12 protein-coding genes are annotated in these 21,121 nt (G+C 39.6%); 9 read left to right on the top strand and 3 right to left on the bottom strand.

All coding sequences use genetic code 11. The features are described 5' to 3' along the window. The first annotated feature begins 367 nt into the window (after positions 1-367). The 9 genes from NSMS1_RS01840 to NSMS1_RS01800 all read left to right on the top strand — a co-directional run bounded on the left by NSMS1_RS01840 (position 368) and on the right by NSMS1_RS01800 (position 12,970). Positions 368-1,648, top strand: coding sequence for an HhoA/HhoB/HtrA family serine endopeptidase (locus NSMS1_RS01840; protein ID WP_224090466.1), 1,281 nt, complete (start codon positions 368-370; stop codon positions 1,646-1,648). 55 nt (positions 1,649-1,703) lie between these two features. Continuing rightward, positions 1,704-2,468, top strand: coding sequence for a DUF5673 domain-containing protein (locus tag NSMS1_RS01835; protein ID WP_224090465.1), 765 nt, complete (start codon positions 1,704-1,706; stop codon positions 2,466-2,468). Positions 2,469-2,527: 59 nt separating this feature from the next. Then, positions 2,528-3,019: a DUF3172 domain-containing protein gene (locus NSMS1_RS01830; protein ID WP_224090464.1), complete on the top strand. Its 492-nt coding sequence runs from the start codon at positions 2,528-2,530 to the stop codon at positions 3,017-3,019. A gap of 14 nt (positions 3,020-3,033) precedes the next feature. Continuing rightward, positions 3,034-3,627, top strand: coding sequence for a signal peptidase I (gene lepB, locus NSMS1_RS01825; protein ID WP_224090463.1), 594 nt, complete (start codon positions 3,034-3,036; stop codon positions 3,625-3,627). A gap of 173 nt (positions 3,628-3,800) precedes the next feature. Beyond that, complete coding sequence (locus NSMS1_RS01820) at positions 3,801-4,799, top strand: RpoD/SigA family RNA polymerase sigma factor (RefSeq protein WP_317986568.1); 999 nt, start codon at positions 3,801-3,803, stop codon at positions 4,797-4,799. Positions 4,800-4,993: 194 nt separating this feature from the next. Further along, positions 4,994-5,830 (top strand): sulfite exporter TauE/SafE family protein, encoded by an 837-nt coding sequence (locus NSMS1_RS01815; RefSeq protein WP_224090461.1) that lies wholly within the window; start codon positions 4,994-4,996, stop codon positions 5,828-5,830. 1 nt (position 5,831) lies between these two features. Continuing rightward, positions 5,832-6,215, top strand: a complete 384-nt coding sequence (locus tag NSMS1_RS01810) for a DUF1634 domain-containing protein (protein ID WP_224090456.1) — start codon at positions 5,832-5,834, stop codon at positions 6,213-6,215. A gap of 66 nt (positions 6,216-6,281) precedes the next feature. After that, the gene (locus tag NSMS1_RS01805; RefSeq protein WP_224090453.1) at positions 6,282-9,896 is read left to right on the top strand and encodes an NACHT and WD40 repeat domain-containing protein; all 3,615 of its coding nucleotides are present in this window, start codon (positions 6,282-6,284) and stop codon (positions 9,894-9,896) included. Beyond that, a complete protein-coding gene (locus tag NSMS1_RS01800) occupies positions 9,893-12,970 on the top strand; it encodes an ATP-binding protein (protein ID WP_224090451.1) in 3,078 nt (1,025 codons plus the stop codon). Before NSMS1_RS01805 ends, NSMS1_RS01800 begins: the two co-directional genes overlap by 4 nt. A gap of 139 nt (positions 12,971-13,109) precedes the next feature. On the opposite strand, the gene NSMS1_RS01795 is transcribed toward NSMS1_RS01800, so the two are convergent. The 3 genes from NSMS1_RS01795 to NSMS1_RS01785 form a co-directional block, all read right to left on the bottom strand. After that, the gene (locus tag NSMS1_RS01795; protein ID WP_224090449.1) at positions 13,110-14,849 is read right to left on the bottom strand and encodes an ABC transporter permease; all 1,740 of its coding nucleotides are present in this window, start codon (positions 14,847-14,849) and stop codon (positions 13,110-13,112) included. Between the two features lie 55 nt (positions 14,850-14,904). Continuing rightward, entirely contained in the window at positions 14,905-16,230 is a 1,326-nt protein-coding gene (locus NSMS1_RS01790) for an AAA-associated domain-containing protein (protein ID WP_224090446.1), read from the bottom strand. A gap of 204 nt (positions 16,231-16,434) precedes the next feature. Next, positions 16,435-21,069: a GAF domain-containing protein gene (locus NSMS1_RS01785; protein WP_224095423.1), complete on the bottom strand. Its 4,635-nt coding sequence runs from the start codon at positions 21,067-21,069 to the stop codon at positions 16,435-16,437. Positions 21,070-21,121: the final 52 nt, after the last annotated feature.

The following is a 21,121-nucleotide window of genomic DNA, read 5'->3' as shown; positions in this document are numbered from 1 at the left end:
TGCTCAATAAAAATAACCATAATATTTGTACATTGCACAGGTGCAAGGTAAAGCAAATACCAGGAAACCTTTAAGATTATTGTCTCGCCCAATCTCCTGATATTTAGGTAGGGGTATAAGTAGCTCAGTGTTAAAAATTATCGCTATGGTAAGGCAGGAGGCAGAAGGGAAGAGGGTTATAGCTTTGTTTACCTTTCTTAACTTAGTTTTGTTTTTTCCCACCGACTTACTTACAGATGTAGGCCCCTACTGCTATAACCTTAAATTCTCGCTAAGTTATCTATCTTCACCCAAAACCCTTTGCCAAAAGCCGAAACTTGTAACCAAGGGAAATGAAAAACATCGATTTGTCAAGGAGTTTTGGGTTATGAAGACAGTAAACCACGATTTTGAAAATAGTCCCCATCCATTAGCTGAGGCTGATGCAGATTCACCAGCACCACCAGTTGAGCCACGACAGCATTATCAATGGAAAAAACCTTTATCTTACTTGGGGCTAATTTTAGCAGGCGCAGGAGCGACAATTATCAGTCTGCGTTTGCTACCTCACTCACAAGCTTTACCTCCAGCACTGCAACTCTTAGATGCAACAGCCACTCAACCATCGGCAAACGTAGCACTAGATAAAAACCCTAACTTTATCACAACTGTAGTTGATCAAGTCGGCTCTGCGGTGGTAAGAATTGATTCTACACGCACAATCAAGAATCCCAATGCGGGTATTTTAGATGATCCTTTGGTTCAGCAATTTTTTGGCGACCAGCTACCACAAGTACCATCCAAAGAAATTGAACGGGGTATTGGTTCTGGTTTCATTATTGATCCTCATGGGGAAATTCTCACTAATGCTCATGTAGTCAATGGTGCTGATACAGTGAGTGTCACCCTCAAGGATGGACGCACTTTTCAAGGTAAAGTGATGGGTGTTGATCCAGTAACAGATGTGGCTGTGGTCAGAATCCAAGCTGATAATTTGCCCACAGTCAAACTAGGTAATTCTGATCAATTACAACCGGGAGCATGGGCGATCGCTATTGGTAATCCCCTTGGTTTAAATAATACTGTAACCCACGGCATTATTAGTGCGATCGGTCGTTCTAGTTCTCAAGTAGGAATGCCTAATGAACGTGTTGATTATATTCAAACTGATGCACCTATCAACCCTGGTAACTCTGGTGGCCCTCTACTAAATGCCAATGGTCAAGTAATTGGTATCAATACAGCAATTATTGAAAATACTCAAGGTTTAGGGTTTGCAATTCCCATTAACACCGCTCAAAAAATCGCGGCCAAATTAATTACTACAGGCAAAGTTGATCATCCTTACCTGGGTATTAAAATGCTCACATTAACGCCGGAAGTCAAACAACAGATTAATGATGATCCCAACTCCTTTATTAGTGTTGATCAATCTCAAGGTGTATTAGTAGTTCAGGTTGCACGAAAATCACCAGCAAATCAAGGCGGAATCCGTGCAGGTGATGTAATTGTCAAAGCCAACAATCAAACAATTAATGATGCTGAACAGATGCAGCAAGCTGTAGAAAATACCCCAAATGGCAGTAATTTACAATTGCAAGTTTTGCGAAACGGACAAACCCTTAATTTGAACTTACAGCCAAAGGTATTAGCTACAAATAATAAATAAGTCAGTCTTCTTTAAGTCGACATATCTGCCCATTATTCAGGTAACTAACAAAATTATGAATACTTATGAATTTACTCATGTTGCTGCGGTATCTTTTCCCATAATTATTTTCTTCATATTACTAGGAATTAGATATCAAGTTACTCGTCGTGCTGTCGGTGAACAAAACGCGAATAGAGAAATACTTTATACTATTCCGTGGATTTTGTTTGTATTTGCCGTATTAGTCATCCCTCAATTAACAAAATATGGTTGGTTAATCTTGCTAGGAATTTACGAAGTGTATTTCTTGGGCTACCTGATATATATATCAACTTGGCAGTTGCGTAAAGAACAAGCTGGTTATTGCTTACTAAATGTGGGGTGGCTATTCAAGAATAAACGCTTGGTTTGGTTGAGCTTATTTAGCATCATGTTTGCCAGTTTGTACTCTGCGTTATTTATCCATGAAGCATTTAAAGGCAATTCAATCTATGACAGTCCCTACGCTAGACATCTTGCTGAGACAGTGTTAATTTGGTCTTCAATAATTCTGCTAATTTCCCGTTGCTTAGTGAGATTGGAATTACGAGAAAATGGCATCTGTTATATGTTTTCTCTGGTGGAATGGGCAAGAGTGAAATCATACAGTTGGGAACAAGCAAAAAACGGAATGTTAGTAATTTCCTTCCAGCCGCGTTTACCATTTGCTAAAAATTATTGGCGTATCTCAATTCCTGTAAGTCAAAAAGATGCTGTCAATCAAATCCTAGCTCAATATATCGATAATCAAGGTAATAAAAATCTTCTCTTGCCAAAAGAATTATCATATATTAATTGAAGTAAGTCTCATCTTCTATTTCTAAAATTTATTTTGAGAAGTTATTGCAGGCCTAAATTATGCAGCATAACACACGAACTCCTCATAAATCTCAGCCTTTCCGTCTCAACACAATGATAGTAGCTATTGTTAGCGCCGCCTTAATAGTAGGAGTTTTGATTGGTGTCAGTTTAACTAGCGTTGCTAACTCTAACCCCGAAAATGTTGCTAGTAGTGTTTATATTGATAGTGCTGCACCTGATGCAAATATTTGTGTCCAGTACGGTGCAAGTGCAATTGTCACAGATACTCGTGTTTTTCTTACACTCAATCCCTTTAAAGTGTACATAACACAACCACGTATGCAGCCGGGATGTGTTTTACGTACTAGTGATTGGGCAATTTTACAACAAAGGAATCTCATCACATCTCAGCAGACAAATGATTGCAAAAATAGGCTAAATACATTTGCTTATACTGGCAAACTGGAAAATTCCCCCCAAGTTTCCTGTGTTTATCAAAATGATGCTGCTGGTAATTTATTTGCTTCTCAAGGACAAAATAGTAATTAATAGGTTAGTAAGTTATGTCTACCGTTCATCAGCAGAAAACAGGCTCATCTCACTCAGAAAACCCTTGGATTGAAGGAATAAAAACTGTTGGCTTAAGTTTAATTTTGGCTTTAGGTATTCGTACTTTTGTTGCTGAGGCTCGTTATGTACCTTCAGGGTCAATGGAACCAACTATCCAGCCAGATGACCGCTTAATTATAGATAAGGTTAGCTATGATTTTAGCTCTCCGCGTCGAGGTGACATAGTAGTATTTAACCCTACTAAAACATTAGAACAGGAAAACTATCACGATGCTTTTATCAAGCGTGTTATTGGTTTACCAGGAGAAAAGATAGAGGTCAAGAACGGACAAGTTTATGTTAATGAGTCACCCTTGAATGAAAAATACATTGAAGCCAAACCAGATTATCAATGGGGGCCAGTGATTGTTCCAGCAAACTCTTATCTGGTTTTAGGCGACAATCGCAATAACAGTTTTGATAGCCATTATTGGGGCTTCGTTCCGCGTCAAAATATAATTGGTAAAGCAGCTTTTCGCTTTTTCCCCTTCAGTAGTATAGGAGAGTTTAATAAACCGATTTATACTGCAAAATCTACAAAGAATTAACAAATTACAGACATATGTTTATTATCATTGCATTAATTGAGTTTCTGTTTTTAATTATCTTGTTATTAGGGTATGGGTTTATTCTGAGCTTTATCCCTACAAAAACTCATCTATAACGGCTATCTATTAACGTCAAAAATAAGCATGTATTAATTTACAAGGATTTACTTACCATGAATAAATTAAGCTCTGTTCCTGTTGAAGTTGGTAGCAATAATCAAAAATATCTAGCTGTTAGAGATAATATGTACACTTATCTACAAGAAATAGGACGAGTACCTTTATTAACTCATCAACAGCAAATTGTCTTAGCTCAACAAATACAGCAGATGATGCAATTATTAGCTGCTAAACAAGCATTAGCTGTGCAATTAAAACATGAACCAACATTACAAGAATGGGCTGATTGTTTGAATATAAGTATTGTTAAATTGCAACAGCAACTCAATCAAGGACAACGAGCCAAGCAAGAAATGATTGCGGCTAATTTGCGGTTGGTGGTTTCTATTGCTAAGAAATATCAACAAAGGAATATGGATTTTTTGGATTTAATTCAAGAGGGAAATTTAGCTTTGGAACGGGGGATAGAAAAGTTTGATCCAGAACGAGGTTACAAATTTTCTACATACGCTTATTGGTGGATACGTCAAGGAATTACCCGTGCGATCGCTCAACAAAGTCGTACTATACGTTTACCAATTCAGATGTTTGAAAAACTGAATAAAATTAAGCGTATGCAGAGAGAATTATCACAAAAATTAGGGCGTATTCCTACAACTGATGAAATTGCTAAAGCATTATCCTTAACACCTCAAGAAGTGCGAGATTGTTTATATCTTGCTCGTCAACCGATGTCTTTAGAAGCGAGAATTGGTTCACAGCAAGAATCAGAATTACAAGACATGATAGAAGATACGGGAATCTCTCCAGAAAGTTATGTTGTTGAAGAATCTCTACAACAAGACCTGCGAAAGTTATTAACAAAATTATCTCCACAACAGCGAGAAGTTTTAACTCTTCGTTTTGGTTTAGAAGATGGTCATGAGCTTTCTTTATCACAAATTGGTCAGCGCCTGGGTGTCAGTCGAGAACGCATAAGACAAATAGAGCAACAAGCGCTCAAAGTTCTCAGACAAAATAAAGGAGATATCAAGATTTATCTTGCTAGTTAATGCTCAATGAGGTGACTATGATTTACGCCCCCTAACCTGTATGATACGAGTGTTGTCTTGAATTTCTAAATAATCAATACCATTTCCGAGAATCTTTGCCACAAATGAATCTACTGTAGATAGGTACAAATGTACCTCACTACAAAATTTCGTGAGACGGTTTCATTTATCATAAAGAACGAAGGTGGTGTTGCTTGAATATTCTCGAATTTACCCTATTAGTTTGGCTTAGTTCTGCTAGTGCAGGATTCTTGGGAGCGTTGACAGGTTTAGGCGGTGGAGTAGTACTGGTTCCCCTATTAACTTTAGTATTTCACGTTGATATTCGTTACGCTATTGGTGCATCTTTAGTATCCGTAATTGCCACATCTTCTGGCGCAGCTTCCGCTTATGTCAAGGAAGGTTATACAAATCTTCGCTTAGGAATGTTTTTGGAAGTTGCTACTACATTTGGTGCGATCGCAGGTGCTATCATCGCCGCCTACACTCCTACTAGAATCATAGCTGTAGTGTTTGGTGTTATTTTACTTTACAGTGCTTATCTCTCGCGTATACCCCACTCAGAACACCAAGACAACAAACCACCTGATACTTTAGCAACTAGGCTGCGCTTAAATAGCACTTACCCAACACCCGAAGGAGAACAAGCTTATAAAGTCCGTGCTGTCAAAGCTGGTTTTAGTTTGATGTTTGTTGCGGGGATGCTTTCTGGTTTATTGGGTATTGGTTCTGGCGCACTCAAGGTATTAGCAATGGATCAATTTATGCAGATTCCTTTTAAGGTTTCTACCACCACCAGCAATTTTATGATTGGGGTGACAGCCGCCGCTAGTGCAGGAGTTTATTTAAAACGAGGTTATATAGACCCCGGTTTAGCAATGCCTGTGATGTTGGGTGTACTATTAGGAGCATTATTAGGGGCAAAGGTATTAGTTAGAGTTAAGGTAGGAGTTTTAAGAACTATTTTTAGCTTAGTAATTTCGCTTTTAGGTATACAAATGATTTATAACGGTTTGACTGGGAGGATTTAAGATGTCGGCCAATAGAAGAAGTTGGAGCGAAAGACAATTTGAAATCTTAGTTGGCAATCTTCTAAGGTATGGGGTAATTATTGCTACTGTCGTAGTTTTTATTGGCGGAGTTTTATATTTAATTCGTCATGGTGATGAGGCTCCTAATTATCAGATTTTTCATGGTGAACCCCCATATTTTAGTAGTCCTGAAGGAGTGGCAACAGCAGTTTTTTCTGGTCGTCGCCGTGGCATAATTCAACTAGGATTACTTCTATTAATAATTACACCAGTTGCAAGAGTCGCCTTTTCCCTATTAGCTTTTATACGGCAGCGAGATAATTTGTATATTACCATCACAATCATTGTGCTTTTAGGCTTGGTCATTAGCCTTAGCGGGAATTAATAATTCGTAATTCGTAATTTTTGTAAATAAGTGATATATTGCATTTGACCCGGCTGAGTATGAGCAATGGATCTGCCTACAGGACAGCGAGTTCGAGGGGTAGTGCTTAGTCCAACAGGACAAGCAAAACTGCAAAATCGGATGCTTCAGCTAGAAATAGAACGCTATGCGGTGCAAGAATTGGTGCGGCGTTCTCAATTAGTTGAAGGTCAAGGTTTACATCCAGCTACAATTAGGAAAATTTTGCGGTGTCAAGGCGTTGATAAAGATTCTATTGCACTGGTATTTAAAGCTGTAAATTTACAATTAGAAGTTGAAGATTACACAGGTGCAAGGCGAGTTATAGAGTTAGTAGAAGAGCCTGGGGGCCAGGGAGCAGGGGAGACAACCTACTCCCCACTCCCCACTCCCCACTCCCCAGTCAATCATGACTGGGGTGAGGCTGTTGATGTTACTTTGTTCTGTGGACGTACAGCAGAAACATCTACATTACAGCAATGGGTGCTAAACGATCGCTGTCGATTGATTACAATTTTAGGTAATGGTGGAATTGGGAAGACAACTTTGGTAACTAAGCTGGCGGAGGACATTCAAAACCAGTTTGAGTTTTTAATTTGGCGCAGTCTCAGGAATGCACCTTTGTTAGAAGAGTTGCTGGACGATTTACTCAAAGTTTTATCTTCACAACAGACTACAGAATTACCCAGTACTAGCGCAGGAAAAATCTCTAAGTTAATAGAATATCTGCGTCAGCATCGGTGTTTGTTGGTGTTGGATAATTTGGAAACTTTGATGCAGGATGGCAGCTATGCAGGTAGTTTTTCGGCAGAGTATGAGGGGTATGGTGAACTGCTGCGGCGTATCGGCGAGGTGGCACACCAGAGTTGTTTGCTAATTACCAGCCGGGAAAAGCCTAATGAAGTTGCTGCTTTAGCTGGGGAAATTTTACCTGTGCGATCGCTACAATTAACAGGGTTAAATGCAGAGGCTCAAGAAATTCTCACAATTAAGGGTTTGTCTGTATCTCAGCAGGAAAGTCAGCAATTAATTGATTTATACAGTGGAAATCCTCTGGCTTTAAAAATTGTCGCCACGGCAATTCAGGATTTATTCGCTGGTGATGTTTCTGCATTTTTAGCCACAGGTATCTCAACTTTTAATAGCATTCGCACATTACTCAATCAGCAATTTGAACGCCTGACTGAAATAGAAAAAAGTGTAATGTATTGGTTAGCAATTAACCGCGAGGGTATTTCGCTGTATGAGTTGGCTGATGATATTTACCCCCAGTTACTCAAACACCAACTCCTAGAAGCATTAGAATCAATACTCCGGCGTTCTCTCATTGAACAGAGCATTATCGGGTTTACGCAACAACCTGTGATTATGGAGTATGTAACAGAGCGGTTTGTAGAAGAGGTATCTGCGGAAATTGTTGCAGGAATACACAAATCTGCGTCCCTACCGATAACCCATGCAATTGTGAAAGCCACCGCGAATGATTATATTAAAGATACACAAATACGTTTAATTGTCAAGCCTATAATTGCAGAGTTATTGCGTCAATTGGGTAGTAAGAAAGCGATCGCCCAACAATTAATGCAAATTCTGACTACACAGCGTGAGCAAGCATCGCTGGAGTCTGGTTATTTAGCAGGTAATATTCTTAACCTGCTGCACAATTTAGACACAGACTTAAGTGATTATGACTTCTCTCATCTCCCAATTTGGCAAGCTGACCTGAGAGCAGTCAATTTACACCGGGTTAATTTTACTAATGCTCATTTCTCTAAATCAGTTTTTCGACAAATATTTGGCAGTGTTTTATCAGCAGCCTTTAGCCCAGATGGAGAATTTTTAGCCACGGGTGATGATAATGGCGAGGTGCATCTGTGGCGCGTTGCCGATGCTCAATTGCATCTAAGTTTGAAAGGTAACACCCTGGCGATACAGTCCCTATGTTTTAGCCTGGATGGTCAAACTCTAATTAGTCATAGTGCAGACCAAAGCATCCAGTTTTGGGATCTAAATACAGGGCAAACTACTAGAACTATACAAAGATATACTAGCCAAGTATTAGCGATTGCATCTCATCCTACAGGCAATATTCTTGTCAGTCGCGGCAGAAATCAAACTGTCAGTTTGTGGGATCTGTCCACAGGAAAAGCTTTCGCCACCTTACAAGACCAAAGCAATCAGATTCAGGTAGTCGCGTTGAGTGCTGATGGCGCATTGTTGGCAACAGCCGGCGGCGATGAACCTATCAGGGTGTGGAATGCAGACACAGGTGAATATCTGCATAGTTTCTATGGTCATCGTGCAGCTATCCAGTCTCTTGCTTGGAGTGAGAAGACAATCTTAGCCAGTGGTAGCGATGACCATACAGTCAAACTTTGGGATATTGAAACAGCGCAGTGTATCAGCACTTTATCAGGACATAGTAACTCGATTGTATCAGTCAGTTTTAGTTCCGATGGGTTAATCATTGCTAGTGGCAGTGCCGACCAAACTATTAGGCTGTGGGATGTTGTCACAGGAAATTGCCTGCGAGTCTTGTCAGGTCATGAAAATTGGGTACGGACATTAGTATTTAATGCTGATAGTGCAGTCCTAGCTAGTGGAGGAGATGACCAAGTAATTCGACTCTGGGATACAGTTACAGGGCAATGTATCAGAACATTACAAGGATATACTAACCAAGTATCAGCTATTGGGTTTGGTAACGATAAAATCCTTGCTAGTGGTAGCCATGACCAAGTAATTCGACTGTGGAATACAGCTATAGGGCAATGTATTAAAACATTGACGGGGCATACAAATCATATTTTAGCGATCGCCTACGGCGGGGCGCAGCCCATCGCACTTCATCAACACATCCTCCTCAGTGGTAGTGCTGACCGCAGTATTAAATTGTGGGATATAGCAACTGGACAATGCCTCAAAACCTTGACTGAACACCAAGACACTGTTTGGTCAGTAGCTTTTAGTCCTAATGGTCAAGTATTCGCTAGTGGTAGCGCCGACCAAACGGCGAGAATTTGGGATACAGCAACAGGAGAATGTCTTGATATTGTCTCAGGACACACAAATGCAGTCTTATCTGTGGCTTTCAGTCCTGATGGACAAATTCTCGCTACAGCCAGCGCCGACCAAATTGTAAGACTTTGGCATTTGATGACTGGGGAATGTCTGCAAATTTTACAAGGACATACCAATGCGGTATTATCTGTAGCATTTAGTCCCGATGGGCGTACTCTGGCTAGTGCTGGTGCTGATCACACAGTGAAACTCTGGGATGTGCAGACAGGTAAAAACCTGAAAACTCTACAAGAACATACCAATCAAGTCTTATCCATCAGCTTCAGCCACGATGGACAAACCCTAGCTAGTGGTAGTGCTGACAAAACTGTGAAACTTTGGGCGGTAAATAGTGGTCAATGTCTGAAGACATGGCGCGGACATACCAGCCATGTCTTATCCGTAGCTTTTAGCCTAGATGGGGAAACCTTAGCCAGTAGTAGTGCCGATGAAACCATCAGACTATGGAGCATTCATACTGGCAATTGTGTACAAATTCTTAGAGCGGATAGACCCTATGAAGGGATGAATATCACCGGGGCAATTGGTTTAACCCAAGCACAACAGACAACACTCACAGCACTGGGAGCATTTAGCAGATGAATCAAAATCCTGGGCGACGTTGGCTTTCTGGCTTAGTAAAGAACGTGCCACTCAGCCGGGTGATGGTAGTGCCTTTTCTCCTGCAAATCACCTTAACAGTGGGTTTAATTGGATACTTATCTTTCCGTAACGGGCAGAAAGCTGTAAATGAGGTAGCCAGCGAGTTGCGTCAGGAGATTGCCAACCATGTTAGACAGGACTTACAAACATTTTTATCCACTCCCCATCAAATACTAAATGGCAACAAAAACGCCTTGCAGTTTGGACTGTTAAATATGCAGGATATTTCTGCTTGGGAACCATACCTCATGCAGCAATTAGAAATATTTCCCTCTTCTCTTGCTATTGCTATCAGTAATCAACAAGGAGAACACCTATCAGTAGAAAAGCTAAATAATGAAGAATTTTTAGTAAGAAGAGCGGGTAGATTAAGTAATTATAATCTTTACAGCTATAAAGTTAATAGCACAGGCAAACGCACTCAACTACCGGAAGTAATCAAAAATTTCGACCCGCGATCGCGCCCTTTTTATCAAACAGCACTTAAAGAAGGCAAATTCAGTTTTAGTCAAATTTACGCACCATTAACAGAAAAAACTCTACGTATAAGTGCCTCTGTACCTATTTACAATTCCCAAGGTCAGCTATTGGGGGTCAATACTACATTATCCCACCTATCAGATATTGGGCAGCATTTAAGAAACCTCAAAGTGGGTAAATCAGGACAAATTTTTATTATTGAACGCTCAGGATTACTAGTAGCTTCCTCTACAGGTGAACAACCATTCCTCATCAAAAATGGTAGAACTATTAGATTAACTGCTTCTGCAAGTAGTAACTCCCTAACTCAAGCAACAGCCAAATATTTAGCCAGCAAATTTGCTAACTTAAATCAAATAGGTAATTTACAAGAATTAGAATTTTCTGTTGCAGGTAAACGCCAATTTCTAGAAATTCAGCCGTTTAATAGTGAAAAAAATATCAATTGGTTGATTGCCGTAGTTATCCCTGAAGCTGATTTCATGGAGCAAATCAATCGCCACACACAAATTACTATTCTCCTATGTTTGGCAGCTTTCGGATTAGCTACGATATTAGGGATTTTCACAACTCGCTGGATTGCTCAACCAGTTTTGCGTTTGAGTAAAGCCGCCAAAGCCTTGGCGCAAAAAGCCTTGGAGGGCAGTTTCAGTGACAAGGACGAACCAGTAGTGATGATAGAAGGTATTGCCGAACTGGAAGTGTTGGGACAGTCTTTTAATCAGATGTCCCAAGAGTTACGAGCGTCTTTTGAAGAATTAGAACTGCGAGTAGAACAGCGAACGCAAGAATTACAGCAGGAAATTCGGGAACGCATCCAAAATGAGCAACAATTACGCCAGCATAGTCAAGCATTAGCAGAACTAGCCAAGCATCGGGCAATTTCCGCCGGAGATTTAACAGCAGCGTTTTATATTATTACAGAGAAAGCTGCCCAAGCTTTAGAAGTAGAACGAGTCAGCATTTGGCTTTATAGTAGCGATCGCAGCAAGCTTCAATGTGTAGACCTCTACGAACGTAGCCACAATCGACATTCCGCAGGACAAGAACGCAGCCTTGCCGAGTATCCTATATATTTTGCCGCAGTAGCCAACGCCCGGACAATTACTGTCAACGATACCAGCAACGACCCACGAGTACAGGAATTTTGGCGTGAACTATTAGAGCCAAACAACATAGTTTCTTTGATAGATGCACCTATTTGGGTTGGGGGTGAAGTTGTGGGGATGGTATTTCACGAACAGGTAGGTATTCCTCGTCAATGGAAACTCAGCGAACAGAACTTTGCTGGGTCGATTACTGACTTTGTAGCCTTAACATTAGAAGTATGCGATCGCCAACGCGCAGAAGTTGCATTACGCCAAGCCAAAGAAGCTGCGGAAGTCGCCAACCTTGCCAAAAGCGCTTTCCTAGCGAATATGAGTCACGAATTACGGACTCCCCTCAACTCCATTTTAGGCATCACAGAAGCCCTACAAGATGAAGTGTGCGGCCCAGTAACACAAGAACAACAAAAGTCTTTAACTACCTTAGAAAATAGCGGTAAGCACCTACTCACACTCATCAACGATATTCTCGACTTAGCCAAAATCGAATCAGGCAAGATGGAACTAGAACTTGCGCCTACCTCTGTACGAGAATTGTGTCAATCCAGTCTCATATTTGTCAAACAGCAAGCATTCAAAAAAAATATCTGCCTTAACTCCCAAATAGCTGAAAATATCGGGAAAATTCAAGTGGATGAGATGCGGATACGGCAATTATTAATAAATCTTTTGAGTAATGCAGTCAAATTTACACCCGAAGGTGGCGAAGTTAGACTAGAAGTAACAACGCAAATAGATGTACTCACCAATCAAATCAAGACAATTCAACTGAGTGTAGTAGATACTGGCATTGGCATTACACCAGAAAATCTAGCAAATTTATTTCAACCCTTTGTTCAAGTAGAAAACTCCTACACTCGCCGTTATGCCGGCACTGGCTTAGGACTGTCTTTAGCTAAACGAATTGCCGAACTTCATGGTGGTAGTATATCTGCTGAGAGTGCAGTTAATCAAGGTAGCCGATTTATAGTCACGCTTCCGTGGACAGAACCGGAAAAACAAACGAGGGAAGCTGTAAAAGAATCTGAGATTAAAAGCGAAGAACTTGAAACCATATCTTCTGAACCATTGATTCTCCTGGCAGAAGATAACGAAGCTAACGTCTTAACTATTACTCAGTATCTAAAAGCCTATGGCTATCGCCTTGTCTTAGCAAACAATGGACAAGAAGCGGTAGAAATTGCCAAAACCCAGCGACCACAGTTAATTCTTATGGATGTGCAGATGCCACAAATGGATGGCTTAGAAGCAACTCGCCAAATTCGCGCCGATGCAGATATTGCCCATATCCCAATTATTGCCCTAACTTCCTTTGCCATGCGATCGGATAAAGAACAAATCATGGCTGTGGGTGTAGATAGTTATATGGCAAAACCTGTCAGTTTGAAGGAGTTAGTGGCAGAAATTGGCAAGTATATCTCGAAATAGAGGACAAGATTATACTATTTCACCGAATGCCTAATAATCTAACTGATTTGTGTCGTGAGTGTTCAGATGCCCGACTTTTTTAAAAAGTCGGGCATCTATGACCTATGATAATTTACGTGGTGGACTACTACGTCCATACCTAAACCAATAATTGATATTTCTCCTGAGCTAGATTGTATAGAGGTCGCCAAATCAAACGATTAGTTAACACAACCAATAGAGACATCACCACAGTTGAAGCTAACAGCAGAGAGAAATTACCTGTAGCTGTAGCACGAGAAATTGTCGCACCCAGCCCGGAAGTGGTGATTACTCGTCCTTGAAATGTGACATACTCACTAACAATACTCGCATTCCATGCGCCGCCAACGGCCGTAATAATTCCGGTAATTAAGTAAGGGAATATGGCGGGTAAAATTAAGGTTCGCCAACGTTGCCAAAGAGAAAGCTTATATACCCAAGCGGCTTCGATGAGGTCTGAGGGGATAGACTGCGCCCCAGCAATGACATTGAATAAGATATACCACATTGTTCCTAACATCATCAGTGCGATCGCCCCAATTTGCAACCCCCCAGCAACACGGGTTAAACCTAGCAATAGCACAGGAAATAAAGCTGTAGCTGGTACTGAAGCGGCGATTTGTACCAATGGTTGCAAAACTTGAGCCAACCGCCGATTACGACCAATGGCAACTCCCACAGGTACAGTCCACAATAGGGATAATATTAAAGCAATTGTGACTCGTAACGCCGTCAACCCAGCACCTTTGATTACCTGTAACCAATCATTCCAGCCCAAAGTCCGCAATAATAGCACAGCTTCCCAAGTACCCCACAGAACAATTAAGGTGAAGCCGCTCACAAATACCCAATTGAAAAAACTCGGTAAATTTAGATTACCTTTGGCGTTGACAGGTACAGGACGCACGGGAAAGGAGCGAATTAAACCATCGTCCATAACTGATTGTAATGGTACAAGGAGGCGATCGCTCACTGCGCGTAAAGTAGGCGATCGCCTCAATATATCTAACACCCATGATTGCGGTGCATTTTCCGTTTCTACTATCTCCAGCTTAAATTTTTCTGCCCAAGCAATCAAAGGTCGCCACACAAAAAAATCAGTCGCTACAATCACCACAATCAACACCGCCAAACCCCAAAATATAGCAGTAAAATCTCCCTTATTAGCGGCTGTACCTAAAAAAGAACCTAATCCGGGTAAACGAAAATCTTTATTGCCTAAAGTAAATGATTCAATTGCAATTAAAAAAAACCAACCCCCAGCCACCGACATCACACTATTCCATACCAAACCAATCACACCAGATGGTAATTCCAAAGCCCAAAAACGCTGCCAAATATTGAGGCGATATACTTGCGCTGCTTCTAATAATTCACGCGGAATACTTTGGAGAGACTGATAAAAACTAAAAGTCATATTCCAAGTCATACCCGTAAAGATTAGCAAGATAGCTGCTAGTTCTACACCAATTCTCTGACCTGGAAATAAGGCAATTAAAGCTAATACAACACCCGGTAAAAAGGACAATACTGGAATTGATTGGAGAATATCTAATATAGGAATTAAAATCAATTCCGCGATACGGAAGCGATAAGCGGTATAGGCATATATTAGGGTAAAAATTAATGATAAAAAGTAAGCCAGCCCCATACGAATTAAGGTTTGGGCAGTATATCCTGGTAAAGCACTAATATTAGTAGAAATAGTTAGCTCAGGTTGAAAAGTACCACTAAATTTAGAACCAGTTCTAATAATGAGTACGATTAAGGAAATAATTACTAGAATCAGCAATCCATCTTGCCAAGTCCAATCTTTACGTCCCAAAGTTTTGTTTGCAGGCGTGAGGGGTCTGGTCATAAGTGGGGGGAGATGAGGGAGATGAGGAGGATAACTGTGGACTAATGACTAATGACTAATGACTAATAACAGCTTGCTCTAAAAATATTTGTCCAGATGGTTCATCGTAGCCGTATATTTCAGCGTAACGACCCCAATCTACAACTGTTTGTAATTGTTTCTCTGCTTCTTGGGGGCTAAAGTGAGTTTCTAGGATATCTAAAACTAATTCTTCGGGAATGCGTTGGTTATTCTTAGCTTCTAATAAACGGTAAATTTGTTGAATTATACGAATATGAGCTAACAGCTGCGATCGCACAATTTGTTTACGTTCATCAATACCGCCATTAATAAATTCTTGGGCGATTGGTTTTAAGCTAATATCACCTTCTGCTAGTTCAACAAAATCTATCAATTTTGCAGCTTCTACAATTGGTAAAATATCATCTACTTCTAGTTGCAATTCTTGGGCAAGTCGATATAAGTCTTTTTCTTGACGGTCTTCTAATAATTCCAACAAACCAGCAACTGAACCAATACGCACAGCAGGTAAGGACTGATATCTGGGTTGTGGTGTTGTAGTTGGTACGGAGGGGGTTGCAGGGGTTTCAATTTTATCTAAGTCAGGGTTAGTGATGATTGTATAGACTTGATCTACTAAGGCTTGAAAACTGGGGTGTTTGCGATCGCGGTAATGAGGTAAAGTTACAGGTAAATCTGCACGGATTCTGCCAGGATTACGACCTAAAACAATAATGCGATCGGCCATAATCACAGCTTCTTCAATCCCGTGAGTGACGATCAGAACAGCTTTGGTGGGTATGCGTTTTTCCAACCATAAATCTAGTAATTCAAATCGCAGGTTTTCTGCTGTCAGCACATCCAACGCCGAAAACGGCTCATCCATACATAACAGTTCTGGTTCTACCGCCAAAGCCCTAGCAAATCCCACACGCTGGCGCATTCCCCCAGAAAGTTCTTTAGGATAAGCATTTTCAAACCCATCTAACCCGATGATATCAATCATCTTTAGGGCTTTTTGCCGTCGAGACTCTGGTGGTTCTCCTTTAGCTTTTAAACCTAATTCCACATTTTCCAGCACTGTTAACCAAGGATAGAGTGCAAAACTTTGAAATACAATTGCCACCCCAGGATTTAAACCAACTAGAGGATGTTCATGATATAGAACTTCTCCTTGACTGGCGCTAATTAATCCAGCAACTATCCTCATTAAAGTAGATTTTCCTGAACCAGAAGGCCCTAGCAATGCTACTATTTCTCCCGGACGCAACTCTAAACTAATATCTTCCAAAATGACAATTTGTTGTCCGTTGGGTTGCTGATAAGATTTTTTAACATTTTTCAGGGTAATCAAGTGTTCTGTGTGTTTATTCAATACCATGATTCTCCTTGCGAAAAAATAATTAAACATAATCTCATATGCAGGTTAACTTTCAGTTAAAGCTGCTCTAACCCTTCTCAGTCATGATTCGTCCTTTAGTTTTTAATTAAATAAGCTCAAATTGGTGCAAAGACACAAGAAACTCAAGATTAGTGGTGCAGAGACACTAATACCAATTCTATGATAAAGTTCACTAAATAAATATTAAATATGTTGATTTGCGATTACAAAGCTCTGAATACGGTGAAAAATTTCTTCCATCTCTATAATTAACTCAGTAGTACCTTTATGTTCTTGTTTTTGAGCTAATTGTTCTAATTGGTCAACAGTTGCATACATAGTTATAGCGCCTATATTACCACTAGCACCTTTGATTTGGTGAGCTTGTTGAGCTAATTGATGAAAATTATTAGTACTGATAGCCAGTTTAATTAACTCTAAACGAGATTCAGTATCTTCAACAAACAACTGTAAAAGGTTGATTTCAAAATCATGATCATTCTCGGAAATTTGATGCAATTGCTGCCAATTAATTGGGATGTTTTTAATATCATCTTGTTTGGTTTTATTATCTGCATGTTCTAATATGTATTTCTTTGAGGTTGATAATAAGAATTGGCTCCAATGTTCTAATACCGAAGCCAATTTTTCTTTAATAACAGGCTTACTTAAATAATCATCCATGCCAGCATCTAGACACATTTGTCTATCTTCTTTCATAGCATTAGCAGTCATAGCAATTATTACAGGACGACGATGGTTAGCAAAGGAACTCTCTTGCCGACGATGAATTTCTTTGGTTGTTTCTAAACCGTCAAGGACTGGCATTTGACAATCCATCAAAATCAAATCATAAGGCATTATTTCTAGTAATTGCAAAACTTCTTGCCCATTAGCAGCTACATCAGCAGTGTAACCTAGACTTTGAAGTTGCTTTAATGCTACTTTTTGATTAACTAAATTATCCTCAGCTAGTAAAATTCTCAATTTAGATGAACCAGTAGCAATTTGGTCTGTATTGTTTCTTTCTGGCTGCTGATTGATAACTTCTGAATCCTGTTGTAATATTTCATTTTTAGTTCCTAAAACATTCATAATTATGTCAAGTAGTCGAGATGCTTTAACAGGTTTAACTAAATAAGCAGCAAATCCTATGTTTAACGCCTGATTTACTTCTTCTCGTTGATTAGTAGAAGTGAGCATAATTAAAGGTATTTCCGCGATCGCTAAATTGCCCTTAATTTGTTTACCCAAATCTAGACCATCCATATAAGGCATCTGCATATCAATCAAGACCACATCATAAGGTTTATTTTGCTCACAAGCTGCTATCATAGCCTTCAGAGCAGCATCCGCACTTTCAGCTTGATCTACCTGTATTCCCCATCGGATCGCTTGATGGAAAATAATCTTGCGATTAGTGGCATTATCATCAACAACTAATAAGCGGCGATCGCTCAATACAGGGTATTCATAAATATCAATAACAGGCTCTTGTTGCTTAGTGAAAGGAATCTCAAGCCAAAACTGAGAACCTTCACCTAACTGACTCTCTACTCCAACTTCTCCTCCCATTAAATTTACTAATTGCTTACAGATAGCTAATCCCAAACCAGTACCACCATACTTACGAGTATTAGAAGCATCGACTTGAGTAAATGGAGTAAACAATTTACGTTGATTTTCTTCAGTGATGCCAATACCAGTATCTGTAATCGTAAAGTAAATATTAGCTGTAGTAGCCGTCTCCCCGCGCAATTGTGCGCGTACTATTATTTCTCCTGTGCTAGTGAATTTAATAGCGTTACCAATTAAGTTCATTAAAATTTGTCGTAGTCGACCCGCATCTCCTTGCAGGTGAATAGGAACATTAGGATCAATAAAAGCAGCAATTTCTAATCCTTTTTTATGAGCTTGAGGAGCTAATAAATCTAACACTTCTTCTAAACAGACAGATACATCAAAGTTAAGATTTTCTAAAACCATTTCTCCTGATTCAAGTTTAGATAAATCTAAAATTTCATTAATTAGGCTTAAAAGGGCATCACCACTAATACGAATTGTTTCCATAAAATCTTGCTGTTCCTGATTGAGAGGCGTTTCTAACATCAGTCCAGTCATCCCTAAGACAGCATTCATAGGAGTCCGAATTTCATGACTCATATTAGCTAAAAAAGCACTTTTAGCTTGAGACGCTAACTCTGCTTGACTACGAGCAAATTCTAGTTCTTTTCGCTGCATAATTTCTGCTTCTAGTAATTTAGCTTGAGCTAACGCTATGCCTATTTGATTAGCTAACTCTCGCAAAAGTTCTATTTCCCAGTTAATCCATTGGCGTGGTTGGCTACATTGATGAGCAATTAGTAGTCCCCAGAGTTCATGTTTATAAATAATAGGAACAACAAGATTCGCTTTGACAGCGAATCTCTGTAGTAATTTAATGTGACAAGCTTGTATATTAGCCTGCTCAATGTTTTCTATAATACCTATTTGCCCTTGGCGATATTTTTGGATATAACTCTCAGCAAAACAAGGATCAATAATTGTTTCGCCCTTAATTGTGGGAAAGCCTGGCAGTACAGCTTCTTGAACCGCAGTTACAGAACCATCTATTTCTAAGCGTAAAATTAATATACGATCTGCTTGCAGTATTTGTTGCACTTCTTTAACACTAATTTCGAGAATTTCTTCGATTTGTAAAGACTCACGAATTTTTAGTGCTACATTAGCTAGTAATTGCGATCGCCTATATTGCCGTTGTAATTCTTGTTCTGATTGCTTACGTTGAATAAACTGACCCACCTGTTGGCCAATGGAGTTCATGATTTTCACTAAATCTGGGTCATATTGCTGGATTTTGTGACTAAAGCAAGTAATCACACCCAAAACTTTCTGCCCATTACGAATGGGAAAGCCAAAAGCGCCATGCAGCCCAACTTGTGCCGCAATCTCACTTCGCAAAAAGCTGTTATCATCAACAACATCAACTAGCCAAATAGGTTCCTGACTACTCCAAACTCGACCAGGTAATCCCATCTCTGGGGCAAATGTGATGTTCTGAGTTAGTGTTTTGAACTCTTTGATATCCAAACCTGGCTGATGCCACATCTGGGAAAAAGTTAGTATATTAGTCTGCTCATTTACTAGCCACATTTCACTCACATCCCATCCCAAACTCTGGCAAATTGCTTGCAAAATCTGGGGAGTAGACTCGGCGACTGTCGGAGACTCTGCTAAAATGCGATTGATTAGGTATTGTGCGGTTAAATGCTGTTCTGCACGCTTACGTTCTGTAATATCAATGCCTGTAGCAATAATATATTCTACTGATCCTTCGTTGTCTTGAAGAATCGTATTCGACCAGGAAATCAGGCGCAGGCTACCATCTTTAGTTCTCCAATAGTTTTCATAGTTGTGAGAGTTAGGAGTAATATGACCAACTCTTAACTGCTCAAAAACTGCTTTAACTGGCTCTACTTCTTCAGGAATTAAGAATAAATTCCAGAAATATCTATCCCTAACTTCATCAAATGAATAACCAGTTATTTGCTCACAAGCTTGATTGAAGCGAACAATTTGTCCTTGTGAATTAACAACTAGTACTAGGGCGCTGACTGTATCTAAGACTGCTGAAATGAAATTTCGCTCTTCATGAAGTGTATCTTCTACAGTCTTGCGCTGGGTGAACTCACGATAAATCAAATAGTAAATTATAGCCAAAATCAGAAAACTTGCACCGATAGCGATCGCTATCTGCAAGATTGTCTTATACGCACTATCTTTGACAATCTGTGATTGGCGTTGTAGTCGTTCTTTTTCCTTCTGTTCCATATCATAAATAACCTTACGAATATCATCCATAAGGTTTTTTCCTTGATTTGTAAGGACAACTTGCAACGCTGCATCAAATCCTTTATGCTGACGTAACTCAATAGAATGCTTGAGTTCACTTAGCTTTGCTACTATTAAAGGTTTTAATACATCTATATTTTGCTGTTGAGATTTATCAGATATTAAATCTCTCAGATTTTCAATTTTTGGTTTCACTTCTGTAATCGCTTCCTGATACGATTGCAGATAACGCTCTTCTCCAGTCAGAATATAACCACGTTGCCCAGTTTCAGCATCTTTTATTTGAGATAGGAATTTTTCTAAACTATTGATTGTCTCTTGAGTATTTTTAACTTGGTTACTACTATTAATTAAAGCTATTGTATTTTGGTAATGAACTAAGCCAATTATTATTAAAATTACCGATGCTAACCCAAAGCCACCAGCAACTCTTTGAAAAAAATGTTTACGTATCTTTTCTACTTGTTTACGTCCATTAGTTACAAGTACTAAATTCGCTAAATTACGCCGCATCTCCATTTGTTTAATAACTTGGCGACCTATAATTTTTAAAGCTTCAACCTGTTGCGGAGTCAGATTTCTAGGTATATAGTCAATAACGCAGAGTGTTCCTAAAGCATAGCCTTCAGAATTAGTTAGAGGTACACCAGCATAAAAACGAATATTAGGGTCAGAGGTAACTAATGGATTTGTGGCAAACCTTTCATCAGATGTAGCATCGGGTACAGTAAAAACTTCAGATTGAAGAATAGCATGGGCGCAAAATGCAATATCTCTTGGTGTTTCTAGTGCATCTAGCCCGACTTTAGATTTAAACCATTGACGATTTTGATCAACTAAACTGACCAAAGCAATAGGCGTTCCACAAATATATGATGCTAAATGTGTGAGATCATCAAAAGCTGTTTCAGACGGAGTATCAAGAATTTTGTATTCTAAAAGTGCTTCGATTCTCTGTGCTTCGTTATCAGGTAATGGTACTGTCATTTTTAATAGTGACATAATTATTAATATCCAGTTTTTTAATTCTAGAGAAGAA

This window comes from Nostoc sp. MS1 (assembly GCF_019976755.1).
Lineage (GTDB): Bacteria > Cyanobacteriota > Cyanobacteriia > Cyanobacteriales > Nostocaceae > Trichormus.
The sequence above is the reverse complement of the archived record's forward strand: the minus strand, read 5'-3'. Positions and strand labels throughout refer to the sequence as shown.